The sequence below is a fragment of the Variovorax sp. LjRoot290 genome (assembly GCF_964253985.1).
Lineage (GTDB): Bacteria > Pseudomonadota > Gammaproteobacteria > Burkholderiales > Burkholderiaceae_C > Variovorax.
Genome location: NZ_CAXURW020000001.1, coordinates 4127732 through 4144379, shown reverse-complemented (window position 1 = coordinate 4144379; position 16648 = coordinate 4127732). Strand labels below are relative to the sequence as shown.

12 protein-coding genes and 3 pseudogenes are annotated in these 16648 nt (G+C 65.0%); 8 read left to right on the top strand and 7 right to left on the bottom strand.

The window, feature by feature from the left end:
• The first annotated feature begins 288 nt into the window (after positions 1-288).
• On the top strand, positions 289-732 hold the full coding sequence (locus ACSQ9A_RS20615) for a hypothetical protein (protein ID WP_436304965.1): 444 nt from the start codon (positions 289-291) through the stop codon (positions 730-732).
• 874 nt (positions 733-1606) lie between these two features.
• Here ACSQ9A_RS20615 and ACSQ9A_RS20610 read toward each other — a convergent pair.
• Positions 1607-2497, bottom strand: coding sequence for a LysR family transcriptional regulator (locus ACSQ9A_RS20610; RefSeq protein WP_436304964.1), 891 nt, complete (start codon positions 2495-2497; stop codon positions 1607-1609).
• Between the two features lie 82 nt (positions 2498-2579).
• Between ACSQ9A_RS20610 and argC the strand changes: the two genes are divergently transcribed.
• On the top strand, positions 2580-3497 hold the full coding sequence (argC, locus tag ACSQ9A_RS20605; protein ID WP_436304963.1) for an N-acetyl-gamma-glutamyl-phosphate reductase: 918 nt from the start codon (positions 2580-2582) through the stop codon (positions 3495-3497).
• Between the two features lie 454 nt (positions 3498-3951).
• On the opposite strand, the gene ACSQ9A_RS20600 is transcribed toward argC, so the two are convergent.
• The 5 genes and pseudogenes from ACSQ9A_RS20600 to ACSQ9A_RS20580 all read right to left on the bottom strand — a co-directional run bounded on the left by ACSQ9A_RS20600 (position 3952) and on the right by ACSQ9A_RS20580 (position 10158).
• Positions 3952-4182: a hypothetical protein gene (locus ACSQ9A_RS20600; RefSeq protein WP_093102713.1), complete on the bottom strand. Its 231-nt coding sequence runs from the start codon at positions 4180-4182 to the stop codon at positions 3952-3954.
• 287 nt (positions 4183-4469) lie between these two features.
• Positions 4470-6653: a catalase/peroxidase HPI gene (gene katG, locus ACSQ9A_RS20595; protein ID WP_436304961.1), complete on the bottom strand. Its 2184-nt coding sequence runs from the start codon at positions 6651-6653 to the stop codon at positions 4470-4472.
• Between the two features lie 244 nt (positions 6654-6897).
• A pseudogene (locus tag ACSQ9A_RS20590) lies at positions 6898-7011 on the bottom strand (IS6 family transposase); the annotation flags it as partial.
• A 663-nt stretch (positions 7012-7674) separates the two neighbouring features.
• On the bottom strand, positions 7675-8595 hold the full coding sequence (locus ACSQ9A_RS20585; protein WP_436304960.1) for an MBL fold metallo-hydrolase: 921 nt from the start codon (positions 8593-8595) through the stop codon (positions 7675-7677).
• Between the two features lie 1017 nt (positions 8596-9612).
• Entirely contained in the window at positions 9613-10158 is a 546-nt protein-coding gene (locus tag ACSQ9A_RS20580) for a hypothetical protein (protein WP_436304959.1), read from the bottom strand.
• A gap of 205 nt (positions 10159-10363) precedes the next feature.
• Here ACSQ9A_RS20580 and ACSQ9A_RS20575 point away from each other — a divergent pair, with 205 nt between their 5' ends.
• On the top strand, positions 10364-10666 hold the full coding sequence (locus ACSQ9A_RS20575) for a PepSY domain-containing protein (RefSeq protein WP_436306332.1): 303 nt from the start codon (positions 10364-10366) through the stop codon (positions 10664-10666).
• On the opposite strand, the gene ACSQ9A_RS20570 is transcribed toward ACSQ9A_RS20575, so the two are convergent.
• Positions 10663-11271 carry a glutathione S-transferase family protein gene (locus tag ACSQ9A_RS20570; RefSeq protein ID WP_436304958.1) on the bottom strand — a complete coding sequence of 203 codons (609 nt, stop codon included), beginning with the start codon at positions 11269-11271 and terminating at the stop codon, positions 10663-10665. The two genes, ACSQ9A_RS20575 and ACSQ9A_RS20570, sit on opposite strands and share 4 nt — an antisense overlap.
• A 121-nt stretch (positions 11272-11392) precedes the next feature.
• Between ACSQ9A_RS20570 and ACSQ9A_RS20565 the strand changes: the two genes are divergently transcribed.
• The 5 genes and pseudogenes from ACSQ9A_RS20565 to ACSQ9A_RS20545 form a co-directional block, all read left to right on the top strand.
• The gene (locus ACSQ9A_RS20565) at positions 11393-12397 is read left to right on the top strand and encodes a helix-turn-helix transcriptional regulator (protein ID WP_436304957.1); all 1005 of its coding nucleotides are present in this window, start codon (positions 11393-11395) and stop codon (positions 12395-12397) included.
• 291 nt (positions 12398-12688) lie between these two features.
• Positions 12689-14014, top strand: a complete 1326-nt coding sequence (locus ACSQ9A_RS20560) for an adenylate/guanylate cyclase domain-containing protein (RefSeq protein WP_436304956.1) — start codon at positions 12689-12691, stop codon at positions 14012-14014.
• 445 nt (positions 14015-14459) lie between these two features.
• Positions 14460-14675: pseudogene (locus ACSQ9A_RS20555) on the top strand (integrase); the annotation flags it as partial.
• Positions 14676-14804: 129 nt separating this feature from the next.
• Entirely contained in the window at positions 14805-16010 is a 1206-nt protein-coding gene (locus ACSQ9A_RS20550) for a sulfite oxidase (protein ID WP_436304955.1), read from the top strand.
• Positions 16010-16309 (top strand): annotated as a pseudogene (locus ACSQ9A_RS20545) (c-type cytochrome); the annotation flags it as partial. The gene ACSQ9A_RS20550 and the pseudogene ACSQ9A_RS20545, both read left to right, overlap by 1 nt.
• Between the last annotated feature and the right edge of the window lie 339 nt (positions 16310-16648).

Here is a 16648-nt window from a genome sequence, read left to right as displayed (position 1 = left end):
TTTTTGGCAGGCCCGAATTGGAACGATGCCGAGCAGGGAAGTTGACGGAGCAGCGAGGACGACTTTGTGGCTTCCTATCGGTGGCGCGGCTCGAGTTCGATTGGGCAGTTGAACACTGGTTTGGTCAGGCGCCATACCGGCTACAGTCGGCCAGAAGCAGGCCAGGAGCCGCCGTTCGACCATCGCGCAGAACTCCAAAAATGGCAGGCATTGGCGCGCCTGTTCTGCCAACAGAGTCGACCTCCTCAAGCCTTGCACGTGACCATTGACAATTCGCGTTGAACTCGCATGAAAAGCCCTCCGCTTTCGAGCCCACTTGGCTCCTATTCCGACCGGGACGAGTTCCAAGCGGGCAGGACGCTGGTTTGGGTGCTGGGCCCGCCCGAGCGACGCGATGAGCTTGTGGCGATTGCCAACATGCAGTTTTCTGAGATTTGGGCCTGCTCAGAAAAGGCGACGGCGACGGCCGTCGAGCTTTCGCGTTCCGAACTCCCCAAGTTTTGGCGAGCGCATGACGACGCGGGAACCAGTAGCCGCCAACTCAAGGTGTGGGGCATTCTGATTGATGCCGCGGCGGGCAGCACGGAATACGACGTGCGCGAGAACTTGGATTTCAACCCGGAATTGCATTGCCCTTCGCTGCCCCTATTACCGTCAAAGCGTTCCTACCGCGTAGTTCGAACTCCCGACGGTGTGTATGCAGCGAGAGCCGTCGGTACCTCAAATCGTTGACTCTTTCCGGCCATGACAAGTCGGTCGCTAGAGAGGTTCAATTCGCCCGCAAGCAGTCGCTCAGGACGAATGTTTTGACTAAGTGGCACGGTGTAGCCATTGCCCCTCTTGGCGGCAGCGAGCATGGACGCCGTCGCAGCTGAAATTCGAGTGCCGCAGGGACGCGCGGAATCGTCATTGGCGCACGCAGTGAGAGGAAGTGTCCAACGAGGCAGGTGGGCGTGCTCTTGGACTGTGCCTGGGTCGAATTGACCCGTTCGGCTGGTGCCCCTATAGTGCGAAGTGCCCTGTCATTGGAACCGACCAGGCCGAAGACAGTCAGGGCAAGCGCGATCAAGCCGGTGATGTGGATGAGATGGGAGACGTTCATTGGTGGGCCCGGAGACGCTCGGGCCCTCGGTTCGAGCAGCTTACCTAAGGCACCTAGGGTTTACCCGGCCAAGACGTCCAGGGAAAACGCATGAGCGCAACTAGTTGGCGTTCCCCAGTCCATTCTTGAGAGGCCGGTCCGATGCGGCAGTCGCGATCGACGACGGGGCGCGCGGCTAGTTTGAGCATTTATTAGCAGTTGCTCGCCTTCGGAACCGGCGCGGGCGGATGTCGTTTGGGCATTTGCGTCGGCGACCTAAAGCTCAAGGAGCTTGGCGAGCCGCGTGCCGCCTGGATCGCCGTTTGGGGATTTATTAGCTCAGAACAGAAGTGGTGTTCTAGGTCAATAAATGCGCAAACAAAGCCAATAGATGCGCAAACAGCCGAGGGGCTCGGACCTCGCCGGCTGCCCATCATGTGTAGGTCGGGGTCAGACTGGTTGCGGACTTTGAACTTGCTTGGGCGAATGCGTACAGTCGGCCCTATGCAGCCGCCCAGCGCCGACTCAAGTAGCCGAATCCCTCTCAGGCAGCAACGCCTCCAAGACGAAACGTGTCGGGCCGCTGGCGCCTCGGTCACTGACCGCGAGACCCAGCTGCCGCCATAGAGCCGGGCTGAGCGGGCGGACGGCGATGCGAGGATCACGCGCGGGCTCGTGCGATTCCTCCGGCAGCAAGGCCGCTCCGTAGCCGGCGGCGACCAGTGTCCTGATCGCATCGTTGTAGTTGAGCTCGACGCACGGCCGGCAATGGACGCCAGCCGTAGAGAACCATTCCGCGGTCAGCCGGTAAAGACGTGTAGTGGAGTCGTTCATGATCAGCGGTCGCTGGGCCAGCCACTGCGGGGTAAGCCGCTTGGGTGCTTTCCAGGCCGCCGGCAGAAAGGCGACGACAGCCTCGCGCCGCAGGGCAGTGACATGAACGCCGCGCACAGGCGCCTGCGGCAGCGCCACGACCGCCAGGTCCAGGCTACCTGCGGCGAGCCGGGCCATGCTGTCGTTGGACGTCAGCACCTGCACGTTCACGTCGATGCCGGGATGGTTCCGGGCAAGACGTTCGAGCGCGGGCGGCAGCAGGTGCGCAATGGCGCCTGTCGAGGCACCCACCCGCACGCGGCCCGTTTGGCCTGCGAGCTGACGTCGAACGTCCTCCACTGCGTCGTCCGCGTCCGCCAGCAGCCTGCGGGCACGCACGATGAAGCGCTCACCCAAGGCGGTCGCTTGCGCGGGCCCCCGCCCACGAACGAGCAAGCGGCCACCCAATCGCGACTCCAGTTCCGCGATCTGAACGGTGACGGTGGGTGCCGCCAGGTGAAGGGCGCGTGCGGCATTGGCCAGGGACCCAAGGTCGGCGATGGCGACGAGGGTGCGCAGATGGTCAAGGCTCAATTCCCGCATCTCGCTAATTTAACTTTTCTTAATCCTGCGTTCCGTATATTTAGCTGGAGCCATGGAAGTCGTATCCCTACGATTGCGCTCCATGGACCTCAATATTTTCATCGACGGCGACCAGGGCACCACCGGCCTTGACCTGCAGAACCGACTCCGGGGTGGGGAATTTCGCATCCGCACATTACCGACAAGCCTGCGCAAGGATGCGGCTGCCCGCCGGGCCGCTCTCAACGAGAGCGACATCGCAATCCTTTGCCTGCCCGATGCCGCGGCGCGAGATGCGGTGGCGATGATCGAGAACCCTTCGGTGCGTGTCATCGATGCCAGCTCGGCGCACCGCACCAGCCCGGGTTGGGTCTACGGCCTGCCGGAGCTCGATGCACGGCAAGGCGAACGTATCGCCTCGGCACTGCGGGTCACAAATCCGGGCTGTTATCCCTCGGCCGCGGTCGCCCTGCTGCGACCGCTGACGGATGCGGGCCTGTTGCCCGCCGACTATCCGCTTGTCATCCACGCCGTCTCAGGCTATTCGGGTCAGGGCAGGGCGGGGGCGGAAGCGCACGAGGCCGGGGCGGGGGCGCATTCACTGAAGGTCTATGGCCTTGCACTCGAGCACAAGCACGTGCCGGAAATTGAGGCCTACGCCGGCTTGGCGGACCGGCCTATCTTCGTGCCGGCCTATGGCAGCTACCGGCAGGGCATTGTGCTCACCATTGGACTGCACACGCGAATGCTTCCCGCCGATGTTTCTGGCGTGCGCATCCACGAATGCCTCAGGGAACGATACCGCGATGCGGCGCATGTGCGTGTGATGCCGATGTCTTCCGCCGCGCCGATGACCGAACTGGACCCGCAAGTCCACAACGGCTCAAACGACATGAGTCTGGCCGTTGCATGCAATGAACGCACAGGTCAGATCGTCTTGAGCGCGGTTCTCGACAATCTGGGCAAAGGTGCCGCAGGCGCGGCCGTGCAGAACCTGCGCCTGATGACGAGGGCTTCGTAGCCCACGTTGTGAATCCGAAGCGTTGATGGGGAGAGGGCACTTTTCTGAAGTTAAAGCCCAACCTTGGCGTGGCGAGCTTCCGCTGCATAAGCGAACCTTGGGCATGTTGTCCACCGGCGGCTCTGGCTTCTTGAATTCGACAAGCGGCCGTCCGACGATCCTCATCAGTACCTGCGCCAACGGCATGTCGGGCCAGAAGAACGTTGCAGACGGCTGTCGCGGGCGGGTGCTCTCCGTTCGTCCTACCTTGCATGCGGTCGGACCGGTTGGTTGCTTCGGCAGTCGCTTCGAATGTGAGCCGAAGAGCTCGCTGATTGCGAGCCGGAAGGATTCGGATTCCAACCAGCTACAGGTAGCTTTGATACTCGTCTCGCGCCTCAGTCTGGCCGCATTCCGACCTTTGCACCGCATCATTCCCGGACGTTGGTCCGCTTGAGTCGAGCACTCGGGATGTCTAGATCAATGCCCGCAGTCGGCGCTGGGCGCGGTCGAGTCCGACGACTAAGCGATTCTCGATACTTTCCGCCTCCGTGATTCGCTCGTCGAGCCATGCTGCATCCGTGCATCCGACTTGGGACATCTTCTGCATCATGACGCCGATGAGGGCGTTTTGATCCGTGATCAACCCATCCCAGAGGTCAATATCCGCCTGGGCGCCTTGTATTTCTACGTAGCTGGCCGTCATCGTTGTCTCCTGCGCACTTGGCTGCATAGGCGTAGCGGCGTTAATTTGCGAATAGGCCGTGTCCGGACATACGGGGCAAGACCATTTTGTTCGTGAAAATCGCGACCAGACATAGCTTCCGCCTGGCGATCGGCAGGCCGCGCTTGCGGAGGCCATCGTTCGTTGGCCTCCTGCAAGGTCCAGTTGGCGAAGGTCCAGCACCACGGCGTGGCATGCGATGGCGTCGCCGGGCGCTCGCAACGGCGACTGCCTTGAAGCTACGTCAAATCGGCAACCATGAGGATTGTCTAGACCATGTTGAACCGGCCAAGGTTCATCACCTTGGTCCACGCCGCGATGAAGTCCTTCACGAACTTCTCCTGCGCGTCCGAACTGCCGTAGACCTCGGCCAGGGCGCGCAGCACTGAATTGGAGCCGATCGCCAGGTCCACGCGCGTCGCGCTGCCCTGGCGCTCGCCCGTCTTGCGTTCAACTCCCTCGTACAGGTTGTTCTCGCCGGGCACAGCCTTCCAGGTCGTGTTCAGGTCGAGCAGGCGCACGAAGAACTCGTTGGTCAGCGCGTGCTCCTTCTGGCTGAAGATGCCGTGCTTGGTGGCACCGACGTTGGCGCCCAGCGCGCGCATGCCGCCCACCAGCACCGTCATCTCGGGCGCGGTCAGCGTGAGCAGCTGCGCCTTGTCGATCAGCAGCGCATCGGCGGGAACGTTGTAGTCCTTCTTGAGGTAGTTGCGGAAACCGTCGGCCACCGGCTCGAGCACCGCCATGGCTTGCACATCGGTCTGCTCCTGCGACGCGTCCATGCGGCCCGGGGTGAAGGGCACCGGCACGTTGTGACCGGTGTTGTTGGCCCCCTGCTCGACGCCGGCGCAGCCGGCCAGGACGATCAGGTCGGCCATCGAGACCTTCTTGCCGCCCGATTGTGCCTTGTTGAACTCGCCCTGGATTCCTTCCAGCGTCTGGAGCACCTTGGCCAGCTTGGTCGGCTCGTTGACTTCCCAGTCCTTTTGAGGCGCGAGGCGGATGCGGCCGCCGTCGGAGCCGCCCCGCATGTCGGAGCCGCGGAAGGTGGAGGCCGAGGCCCAGGCCGTCAGCACCAGGTCGGACACCGACAGGCCCGAGGCCAGCACCTTGGTCTTGAGCGCCGCGATGTCCTTGTCGTCGATGAGGGGATGGTCGACCTTCGGAATCGGGTCTTGCCAGATCAGCTCTTCGGCGGGCACTTCCGGGCCGAGGTAGCGCGAGCGCGGGCCCATGTCGCGATGCGTCAGCTTGAACCAGGCACGCGCAAACGCGTCGGCAAGCTGCTCGGGGTGCTCGAGGAAGCGCCGCGAGATCTTTTCGTAGGCAGGGTCGATGCGCAGTGAAAGATCGGTGGTCAGCATGGTGGGCACGCGCTTCTTCGACTTGTCGTGGGCATCCGGAATGTCCGCCGCAGCGCCCTTGGCCTGCCACTGTCCCGCGCCGGCCGGGCTCTTGACCGGTTCCCACTCGAACTTGAACAGGTTCTCGAAGAAGTGGTTGCTCCACTGCGTCGGCGTCTGTGACCAGGTGACTTCCAGGCCGCTGCTGATCGCATCGCCGGCGATGCCGCTGGCGTGAGTGCTCTTCCAGCCCATGCCCATCTCCTCCAGGTCGGCCGCTTCCGGGGTCGAGCCGACGAGGTCTGCCGGGCCGGCGCCGTGGGTCTTGCCGAAGGTGTGGCCGCCGGCGATCAGGGCGACGGTTTCCTCGTCGTTCATCGCCATGCGGGCGAAGGTTTCGCGGATGTCCCTGGCCGCCGAGACCGGGTCCGCGTTGCCGTTCGGGCCTTCCGGGTTGACGTAGATCAGGCCCATCTGCACCGCAGCGAGCGGGTTTTCCAGGTCGCGGTCGCCGGTGTAGCGCTTGTCCTCCAGCCACGTCGTCTCTTTGCCCCAGTAGACGTCCTGGTCGGGCTCCCAGGTGTCCGGACGGCCGCCGCCGAAGCCGAAGGTCTTGAAGCCCATCGATTCCAGGGCCACGTTGCCGGTCAGGATCATCAGGTCGGCCCAGGAGATCTTGCGGCCGTACTTCTGCTTGATCGGCCACAGCAGTCGGCGCGCCTTGTCGAGGTTGACGTTGTCAGGCCAGCTGTTGAGCGGCGCAAAGCGCTGCTGGCCCCGGCCGCCGCCACCACGCCCGTCGCCGGTACGGTAGGTACCGGCGCTGTGCCAGGCCATCCGAATGAACAGAGGCCCGTAGTGGCCGAAGTCCGCCGGCCACCAGTCCTGTGAGTCCGTCATCAGCGCACGCAGATCCTTCTTCAGCGACTCGTAGTCGAGGCTCTTGAACTCCTTCGCGTAGTCGAAGTCCTTGCCCATCGGATCGGACTTGGAGGAATGTTGGTGAAGCAGGTCCACCCGCAACTGGTTGGGCCACCAGTCACGATTGACAGTGCCGCGGGCCACCGCATGGTGGAACGGGCACTTGGCTTCCGCTTGATTCTGGCTCATGGGGAGTCTCCAGTTTTTTGATTGAGACGTAAGCATTCTGGATCCGCACGGACGAATAGGTCAAACGCTTTGCCTATGACGGTGATAGCCCATTGCCACGTTGACGGACCGCGGTCGCAACCATGGCAGGTAGGCGGGGTGGGGACTCAGAAGGCGGTGGACGGATTTTGGGCGCTGGCGGTGAAATCACCTCTGTCGCAACGAGGAGGTTGTAACGAGCGAAGGCGGCTGCGAGGCACTGGGCTCAAAACGCCAGGCTGTAGAACTGGTTGGCAGCGGCGGTGACTTGGCCCTTTGGATAGGCCAGCTGCCCCATGTTGACCATGTGCATGGCTTCGATGCCGGCGATGTCGATTCTCGGCAATCGCTGCATAGCCGCTGAGAGAAGCGCCCGCTTCGCTTCCACGCGTCCTTTTGTTCAATGCCATCAGCATCACTCCGTCGAAGCAGGGGGCGCGCTTCGGATCTCGAACGCGCAGCAGGCGGGTGGGTGCGGCCGGCGGGCCGCGAGCGCCCCGCGCCTTGGAAATCCAGGGCGGCGGAGCCTTTGCCATTCCGGCTGTGGAGGCTGGGGGCTCGATCTTGGCAGCGCCTGGGGCCTCCAGGGCAGGCGGCCGAGATGGCGGTTGCGCGGTGCCTCGCACGGGCGGCGCTGCGGGCTTGATATGCCTCATCGATCTCAAGGCCCTCAGCGATGCATGGCCTAGGTACCCACCAAGGAGCCGGCAGCTGCGTACACGGAGGTCCAGCCCTCCCACGTCAGGACACTGGCTACAAGGCTGATGGCCACGATGAAGAGGAACGCCAGCAGCCGTGTCCTCGAGCTGCGCGACTGAACAACTTCTGCCGAGGCCTGCCGACCGATCGGTTGCATCCGGTGCAGTAGGTGCCAAAGAAGGTTGTCTGGTCGGTCCGTGCGCGCCTCGGCGATGGGCCATGAATTGGTCGAGGGTGCTGTTCTTTCCCGGGGGGCGAAGCTCCCTAAAGCAGGCCTCTTTCGGTCTATTTCCTTGACAAGCGGTCAGTAATCCCAGTTGACGGGTATCCAACGAAAGACGTCGCCGGCGACCGCCACCCGGCCGACGGACGGGAACGACAGGTGAGCGGCCACCAGCGGCTCGCGGGTCGCCGCCAGCTCCCGCAAGAGACGGACCCGGACGCGGACCGCCTCCTCGGGGTCGTGGTCGAAAGCGTTGTACCAGTCGGGTCGGTCGAAATGGTCCGGGAACACGGCATCGCCGAGGAACGTCAGCCGGTCGCCGCCGGACGCGAGGCGGACCACGCTGTGCCCGGGGGTGTGGCCGCCGGTGCGACAGACGACCACCCCCGGCGCCACCTCGTACTCCGCCTCGAACAGCCGCAGCTGGCTGCGGTACTCGTCCATGACCCGCCCGGCGGCCGACCGAAGCACGTCCGGCATCCGCGGCGGAAAAGAGTTGCGGGAGAAATCGGGCGACGCCCAGAACTCGGCCTCGGCGGCCGCCAGGTGGATCGGCACGTCCGGACGCAGCCTGCCCTTCAGCCCGTCGGCGAGCAGCCCGCCAACGTGGTCCACGTGCAGGTGGGTAAGCACCACGTCGGTCACGGATGCGGGATCGATGCCGGCGGCCTCCAGTCGCATGGCCAGAAGCCCCCCGGCCCGCGGGAAGTCCGGGTACTCCGCCCCCATCCCGGCGTCGATGAGTACGGTCCGGCCGCCGCTACGCACCACGACCACGTTCAGCGGCCACTTGTACACGTCCGACGGCTGGAGCCTGTCGTCCAGCCAGGCCGCCAGGTCGGCCGGGGCGGCATTGGTGGCCAAGGTCGTGGCTGGCAGCGGAAACACCCCATCGCTGATCACCAGCACGTCAATCTCGCCGACCCGCAGCGCGTAACGGGACGGAACCAGCTCGTCGGGCCTCTGGCTACCGGGGCGCAAGGTGTCATCTACAGAAAACATAATGAAATCTCCAATAGACGGCCCGATTGCCCGGGCCAAACCAGTCGGACGACTGGCAGCAAGTCTCCGTTCAACACCTCAGGGTTGTCGGGCACGGATCACGGCAGAAGGCCGTATGTGTTCCATCGTAGATAGGGAGGGGGCACGAGCGGTAGGCCTGCAAGCGGGCGCACAGTGGTGCCTGAGACGCACCAATCAGCACCATGAAGGAGGACTGAGCCCGAAGGCCGCAGAGATCATCCAATTCACGCCGACCTACAGTTCCTGGCTCAACCAGGTTGAGCGATCGTTCGCGCTGATCACCGAGCGCGCCATCCGACGCAACTCGTTTATGGCCAGACCCGCCGCTTCGTGTTGTTTGGGGTCCCAGGAGGAACCGACACGTCTGTCGCACGCTTCGCGCAGATAGCCGGAACCCACCGACGCCGAGAACGGGGCCTCCACCCGAGGGGGCTGCAGGGCCGGATCGCTCCAATATGCGGCCGACACGATCGGCGACGGGACGCGCCTCGTTCGAGCAATTATTTGCTTATGCGCGCCTTCCGTTCCTGCCCGGGCGGATGTTGTTTGTGAATTTGTTTCGCCTACCTTCAAGCTCGAGAGGCCTGGCGTGCCCCGCGCTGCCTGGGTCGCAGTCTGTGCATTTATTTGCCCGGAATACCGCCGACGATGTTGTGTTCTAAGTCAATAAATTCGAGAACAAACCAATAAATCCGCAGACAACGCCAATAGATCCGCAGACAGCCGCTCAAGGCCAAAAGGACACTGGCGGCTGGTTGCCGGCGGGCGATGAAAGGGCGTCAGGAGGCTCGCATAGTCTCGCTTGGCAGTCGGCTCCGAAGCGCCGAAAAAGACTTGACTGGTTGCTGACCTCCGCACAGCCTACTATCAAGGCCTGCTGTCGGCCACAACCGGCCCTTCGTTAGGCCAGTTGCGGCGCCAAGACATTTACGAGGTGCTGGAGGAAGTTCGCTTGAGGCTGGGTGGACTCGTTATCGCGGCTGAAGGCACCGACATCTACGCCAGCAAGGCGTGTATCCCCGCAAGCCCGAGGAGCATGGCCGTGCCAAGGAAGCCGAGCGCTGCCGGCGTTCGCGACGCGGGCTGTAGGGCCAGCGTTCCCAGGCAGCCCAGGAAGAGGAATGGCAGCGGGACAATGACTGGAAGTGAAAACACCAGGGCGTCCGCGAAGGAAGACCATGTCGCCATACCCTCCGGCGTGGTCCAGCGAGTGCCTATCAACGGCAGAGCGGTTACCGCCATGCACAGGAAGAAGCTCGGAAAGACCCAATCACCGGGCGTCTGCCGCTCGCTTTTGCTAGCCGACGCGCAGCCCCAGTCCACTTCATCGAGCTCGTCCAGCGCCTCCACCCTGCTGGCAGCACCGCGACGGCGGTAACTGCGGCCGCGCAGAACAGGGGCTGCGAGCACGTGGAACCCGAGCACCAAGAGCTTGAACCAGGCAGGCGGTCGTCGCGAGCTGCGGTGATGAACGTCCTCGTCAATGCCGTCGGCGCGCTGGAAGGCCTTTTCCTCGGTAGCTCGTTGGGTATGCGATGTCATGCTGCGCAATGTACTGAGGGCGGTCTAGCCTGCCATCGTCCGAGTTGTGCAGTATCGGCTGGCGCTACCGGGCGTTGCAACGCATGGGTCCTCTCGGGAGGCCGCCTACTCCCCCTCCGGTTCAGCGGGAAGGGCAGAATGCGGGCCAGGACCGGACGTTCAACCCAAGCCCCAATCGAGAAGCGACCCAGCAAGATGACGCAAGCTGCGCTGGCACGGCAGCGGCGGCGTCGGCCACCGCACGCTCTACGTCGACAGCCTCGACGCCCGTGTACTCGGCGAGCGCGAACCGTGGAAGGGCACGGCCGCCGACCTCTTCGTGCAGGCCCAGTTCCCGATCCATTCGGGCCGCCTCCTCGGGCTGCCCGTCCGCATCCTGATCTCGGCCATGGGCCTGGTGGTCACGATGCTCAGCGTCTCCGGCGTGGTCATCTGGCGGCGCAAGCGCTGCGCGCAGGCCGAGGCGAGCCGGCTGCAGCGCGGTGCGCGGGCGATGTCGCCTCCCTAGGCTTCGATCTGCATCGAGGGCCGCGCCTGCACCTTCTGCAGCCACGCCTGCACGTGCGGGTGCGAGGACACCGGCGCACCGATGTAGACGCTGTAGCCGATCACCGAGCCGACCACGAGGTCCACGAGCGAGTAGTCCGCGCCCAGCATCCAGGGCTGCTTCGCCAGGCGTGCGTCGAGCAGCGCAAGCAACTGGCTCAGCCCTTCGCGCGCGGCTTCCTCATGGGCCGCGCTGCGCAGCGCTTCCTCGCCATGCGCCGCGACCTGCAGGCGCACCAGCACCGCGCCGTAGGTGACGTAGGACCATGCGCACCAGGACGTCGCCTGCAGCCGCTCAGCCGTGTCCGCCTTCGGCCACAGGCCACGCGCCACGCCGTAGCGCTCGCCTAGCCACAGGTGGATCGCGAGCGCCTCGAACATCGACGCGCCGTCTACCGTGAGCGTGGGCACCTTGCCGTTGGGATTGAGCGCGAGGTAGTCGGGCTTGCGCTGCTCGCCGTTGCGGATGTCGATCTTGACGCGCTCGTGCGGCACGCCGAGCTCGGCGAGGGCGCAAGCGATGGGGGTGGCGCTGGACATGGGGTGCCAGTAGAGGACGAGGGACATGGTGGGCTCCTGGTTGGGTTGGGGTTTCGGGGGACTGTCGCGGCCGCAGCTGCGATGTCGTGAACTCTAGATGTCATTGCGGACAGATTCCGCCCTCGATGCGAGCTACAGTCCTGCTGCCATGCTGACCGCCTCCTCGCGTCTTCTTCGCCTGCTCTCCCTGCTGCAGACCCGCCGCCACTGGGCCGGCGCCGAGCTCGCCGAGCGGCTGGAGATCCACCCGCGCACGCTGCGCCGGGACATCGACCGCCTGCGCGAACTGGGCTACCCCGTGCATGCCAGCAGCGGCGTGGCGGGCGGCTACGCGTTCCGCCCGGGCCACGCGCTGCCGCCGCTGCTGCTCGATGACGAGGAGGCGCTCGCCACTGCGATCGCGCTGCGCACCGCGACGGCCGGGGCCGTCACCGGCATCGAGGAGGCGTCGCTGCGCGCGCTCGTCAAGCTCGAGCAGGTGATGCCGTCGCGCCTGCACCGCCGGATCGACGCGCTGCGCTCCGCCATCGTCCCGCTCGATCGGGCCGGGCCGGTGGTCGACGCGGCCCAGCTCGCGCAACTAGCGGCCGCCTGCCGCGAGCAGTTGCGCCTGTCCTTCGACTACGCCGACAGGCAGGGCCGCGCCAGCGCCCGCACCGTGGAGCCGCAAGGCGTGGTGCACACCGGCCAGCGCTGGTACCTCGTGGCCTGGGACCCGGCGCGCCAGGACTGGCGCACCTTCCGCATCGATCGCATCGCGGGCACGCTCGCCATCGGCGCCCATTTCGCGCCGCGCCCCGCACCCGAGGGCGGCGACTTGCGCGCCTATGTGTCGCGCTCGCTCGCGGTCAACCCCTACTCCGAGCAGGCGCGCGTGGTGCTCCACGCGCCGCGCGCGGCGATGGCGCGGCGCATTCCGCCATCGGCCGGCTTGCTGGAGGAGATCGATGCGAAGCGATGCCTCCTCCAGTGCGGCGCGAACGGGCTCGATTCGCTGGTCTACTGGCTGATGGCGCTCGACGTGGACTACGAGGTGCTGGAGCCCGCCGCGCTGAAGCAGCGGCTGCGCGTCGCGAGCGAGCGTCTCGCGCGCTGCCTTGCGGCCGGCGAGAAGCCGAGGAAGAAGAACAGGAAGATGGCAGGGCCCGCCTGAGCGTCAGGCTTCTCGCAGCAGCGCCATCGCGTAGGCATCGTGGTACGGTGCCATCGACCCGGAAAGGCCTGCGCTTGACGCCCTCCATCTGGAATCCCAGGCGTTCGTAGGCCACAAAGCGGTCGCTCAATGTTCGAGGCGCGGACTTCTGCTGCTAGACGATCGCCCTCGCCGGAGGGCCAGCGGACGGAACCTGATGCGTGGCTATGGGCGTCTTAGCCCCTCGTTTTGTGGCAAGCTCCCGCTCGTGGACAAGTGCAAGTGGACCGGCGTGCGGAGGCTCAACCTTCTATGGTTCCCGAAACCCGATATGCGAGGAGCGGTGGCGTCAACATCGCCTACCAGGCGATCGGCAACGGTCCGCGTGATCTGGTGCTGGTTCCCGGCTGGGTGTCGAATATCGACGTCTTCTGGGAGGAGCCGACGCTGGCCCGGCTGCTGACGCGGCTGGCCTCGTTCTCCCGCCTGATCCTGTTCGACAAGCGGGGCACCGGCCTGTCCGACCGCGTCAACGACATGCCAAGCCTCGAGGTTCGCATGGACGACGTGCGCGCGGTGATGGATGCGGTCGGCTCGCAGCGTGCGGCCTTGTTCGGCTATTCCGAGGGGGGCGCGATGTGCGCTCTGTTCGCCGCCACGTATCCGGAACGGTCTTCGGCGCTCATCATGGGCGGCGCTTTCGCGCGACGCACACGGGCGCCCGACTACCCCTGGGGGCCGACGGCCGAGCAGCACCTGGCATTTGCCAACCAGATCGAACGAGACTGGGGCGGACCGGTAGGCATCGATGCCCGGTGCCCTAGTCTGGCCCAAGACGAGCGCTACCGACGGTGGTGGGCCCGCTGGTTGCGCGCCAGCGCCAGCCCGGCGGCCGCGGCAACGCTGGTGCGCATGAACATGGAGATCGATATCCGGCATGTCCTGCCGGCCGTGCGCGTGCCCACGCTGCTGCTGCACAGCAGCAACGACCGCACGATCGAATTCGGCGCAAGCCGCTACATGGCCGATCACATCCCCGGAGCCAAGCTGGTCGAACTGCACGGCATCGATCACGTTCCCTGGGGCTGCGACTGCGACGCTATCGTCGACGAGATCGAAGAATTCCTCACCGGCGCTCGGCACGACGCGGAACCTGACCGGCTCCTGGCCACCGTCCTATTCACCGACATCGTCGGCGCCACCGAGCGCGCCGCCAGCCTCGGCGACCGCCGCTGGCACGATTTGCTCGACAGCCACCACGCATTGATTCGCCACGAGCTGGAGCACTTTCGCGGCCGCGAGATCGACACCGCCGGCGACGGCTTCCTCGCCGCCTTCGATGGGCCGGCGCGCGCCGTGCGTTGCGCCTGTGCGATCTCCGAGGAGGTGCGTGCGCTCGGGCTCGAGATCCGCGCCGGGTTACACACCGGCGAGTGCGAATGGATGGGAGGCAAGGTCGGCGGCATCGCTGTGCACACCGGCGCACGCGTTGCTGCACAGGCGCGCGCCGGCGAAGTGCTGGTCTCCGGCACGGTCAAGGATCTTGTCGCAGGTTCCGGGCTCGTGTTTCAGGATCGAGGAGTGCAAAGCCTCAAGGGTATCCCTGGCGAGTGGCGGCTGTTCGCGGTAGAGCACTGAGGCGCCTGGCAAAACCAATGAGGCTCCCGGACCGCCACCACTGACCGCGCCTGAGCTCGTTGCTCGATGAGCTGCTCGACCTGGACGCGCGCGGACAGGCACATCGGATGGTGCTGCTGCGTACACCGCTCATGTCATGAGTTAACCACCAACGACTGCTTGGAGCGGCGAATTCGGGTGTGCGAAAGGCTGGAACGGGTTGAGAGCGGCGCCGAGCGGCTGCTTTCTGGCATCCACATTGATTGGCTGGTCATGGCCGGCTTGCGCCTTACGAACTAGGCATACTGCCGACCCAAGATCGAACGTCAGGCGCCGCGAATGCGGCTGTTCGGCGCACACAGCTAAGCTGCGGGTCTGCTGCAGGCGGACACTCCGGATCACCCCAGACAGCGCGGAACGTTCCAGGCTGCGCGTGCGCGAGATCTTCGAGGAAGTCGACGAACGCATGGTAAAGGAGCGGTGTGTGATGGCGGAGCTGGACGCGGGTTTTAGCGCGCACTCGCTAAGAGCGGGCTTCGTGACGGAAGCCGGCCGACAGAACATGCCGCTGCCCGAGACGATGGCGATGACGGGCCACCAGAGCGTCGCGACCGTCATGGGGTACTTCCGGGCCGAGAGCGCACTGGGCAGCAGGGTCAGCCGGATGCTTGACGAAGATTGAATGCCTGCAAGCTGGGGTAATCGTTCCGTCGGTGCAAGAGCCCCGAAGATGTCCTGTCAGTAACTACCCGGATGTGAGCTTCTTGTCTGGGCACTATGTTTGAACATCCTTGCCGACAGGGGCCCGACCATGAAGTCCCATCCAGATCTCGCCCGTCGCAGCTTGCTTGCCGGGACCGCGAGCGCTTTGGCTGCAGCTAGCTTCCCAAGGCTGGCGCAAGCGCAGTCTGGTCCGGCATCTGCGCGCGCCAGCCTGCCGCCGTACGTCGCCTGGAAGAATGCCGACCACCTGATCGTACATACCGCTACGACGATCGAGACGAAGCGATCCGCCTACGGCACGAGCATCATCACCCCGGCGGACCGGCTGTACATCCGGAACAACTTGCCGGCGCCGGACGCCTCCATCGTCGCCAATCGCGACGCCTGGTCGGTATCGGTTGAAGGAGTCAGGCAGCCGCGCACGCTGACGGTTGCGGAACTGAAGATTGTGGGGTTGGAGACCGTGGCCGCGGTGCTGCAATGCTCCGGTAACGGACGCGGCTACTTTGCCGACAAGCCGAGCGGCACGAAGTGGACCATTGGAGCCGCCGGCTGCGTGATCTGGAGCGGGGTGCCGGTGCGAGACGTGGTGGCCGCGCTGGGCGGTATTGCGGAAGGAGCGCAGTTCATGACCGGCACAGGTGGCGAGATGCTGCCTGCGGGCCTGGATCCGAATTCCATCATCGTCGAGCGTTCCGTGCCGCTGCGCGCCTTCGAAGACGCGCTGCTGGCCTGGGAGATGAACGGCGAGCCGGTTCCACACGCCCATGGTGGACCGTTGCGCCTGGTTGTGCCCGGCTACAGCGGCGTGAACAACATCAAGTACATCAAGCGGCTCGCATTCACTCAGGCGCAGACCGAGGCGGCGATCCAGAAGACAGGTTACCGCATCTCTCCACCTGGCGCGAAGGGAGATCCCAGCCATCCTTCGGTCTGGGAGATGGACGTCAAGTCCTGGATCAATGGGCCGGGGCCCGAGACGGGGCCCGTCAGGGCCGGATGGATCCAGATCCATGGTGTGGCCATGGGCGCGACTCGCGCGTTGCGGCGGGTGGATGTTTCACTAGATGGCGGGCAAACCTGGCGGGAGGCGCGCTTGGTGGGCCCCGACCTGGGCCCATTTGCGTGGAGGCAGTTCGTTCTGCCGGTGCGTCTCCAGCCGGGGCAGTATCTGCTCGCGTCGCGTGCTCAAGACGTCCAGTTCAACTGGCAGGTCGAAGCCACGCCGTCGAACGGCGGCGGATACTTGAACAGTGGGTGGCGCGTACATGCCTTGCCCATCACCGTCGTGTGATGCGACCCGCACTGTGGCACTTGACGCTCAGCGCGTATTTGGCAGGTGTCGCGCTGGCAGCCCATGCGGACGAGGAAGGTCGCCAACTGTTCATCTCGGTCGTGCCGGCATGCGCCCTCTGTCACACCCTGAAGGACGCCGGTGCGACTGGCGCGGTGGGGCCTTCGCTGGATGAGTTGAAGCCCGACGCACAGAGGGTTGCAAAAGCCGTACGCAACGGCATCGGCCAGATGCCTGCTTTTCCCCAGCTCACGGAAGCGCAGGTTCAGGCACTGGCCCGTTACGTCGAAGAAGCGACCAGGTCATCGGCCCCGACGGCGGGCGAGCATCGGCGACCGCATCAGAAGATGACCGATGACATCGGGAGTCATTGTCGAAATCCAGGGCAACGCGGATGCGCCGCATTGCCCTCCCTGCCATATCCATGCACCGCTAAGAAGAAGCAGGCGGCCATCTTCGACACTTCAGTTGAACGGCCCACCTCGGGTGGGATCAAGTTCTGCAGACCATCCTTAGCTACTTTGCGGCGCAAAAATCCGAGCGGTCGCTGAGGGGCTGAGCGGGGACAGGGTGAAGGCAGCCATCGGAGGGCTGGATCGGGAGTCGGGATGGTTGGGGGCCGGTGCGATGACGGCCGT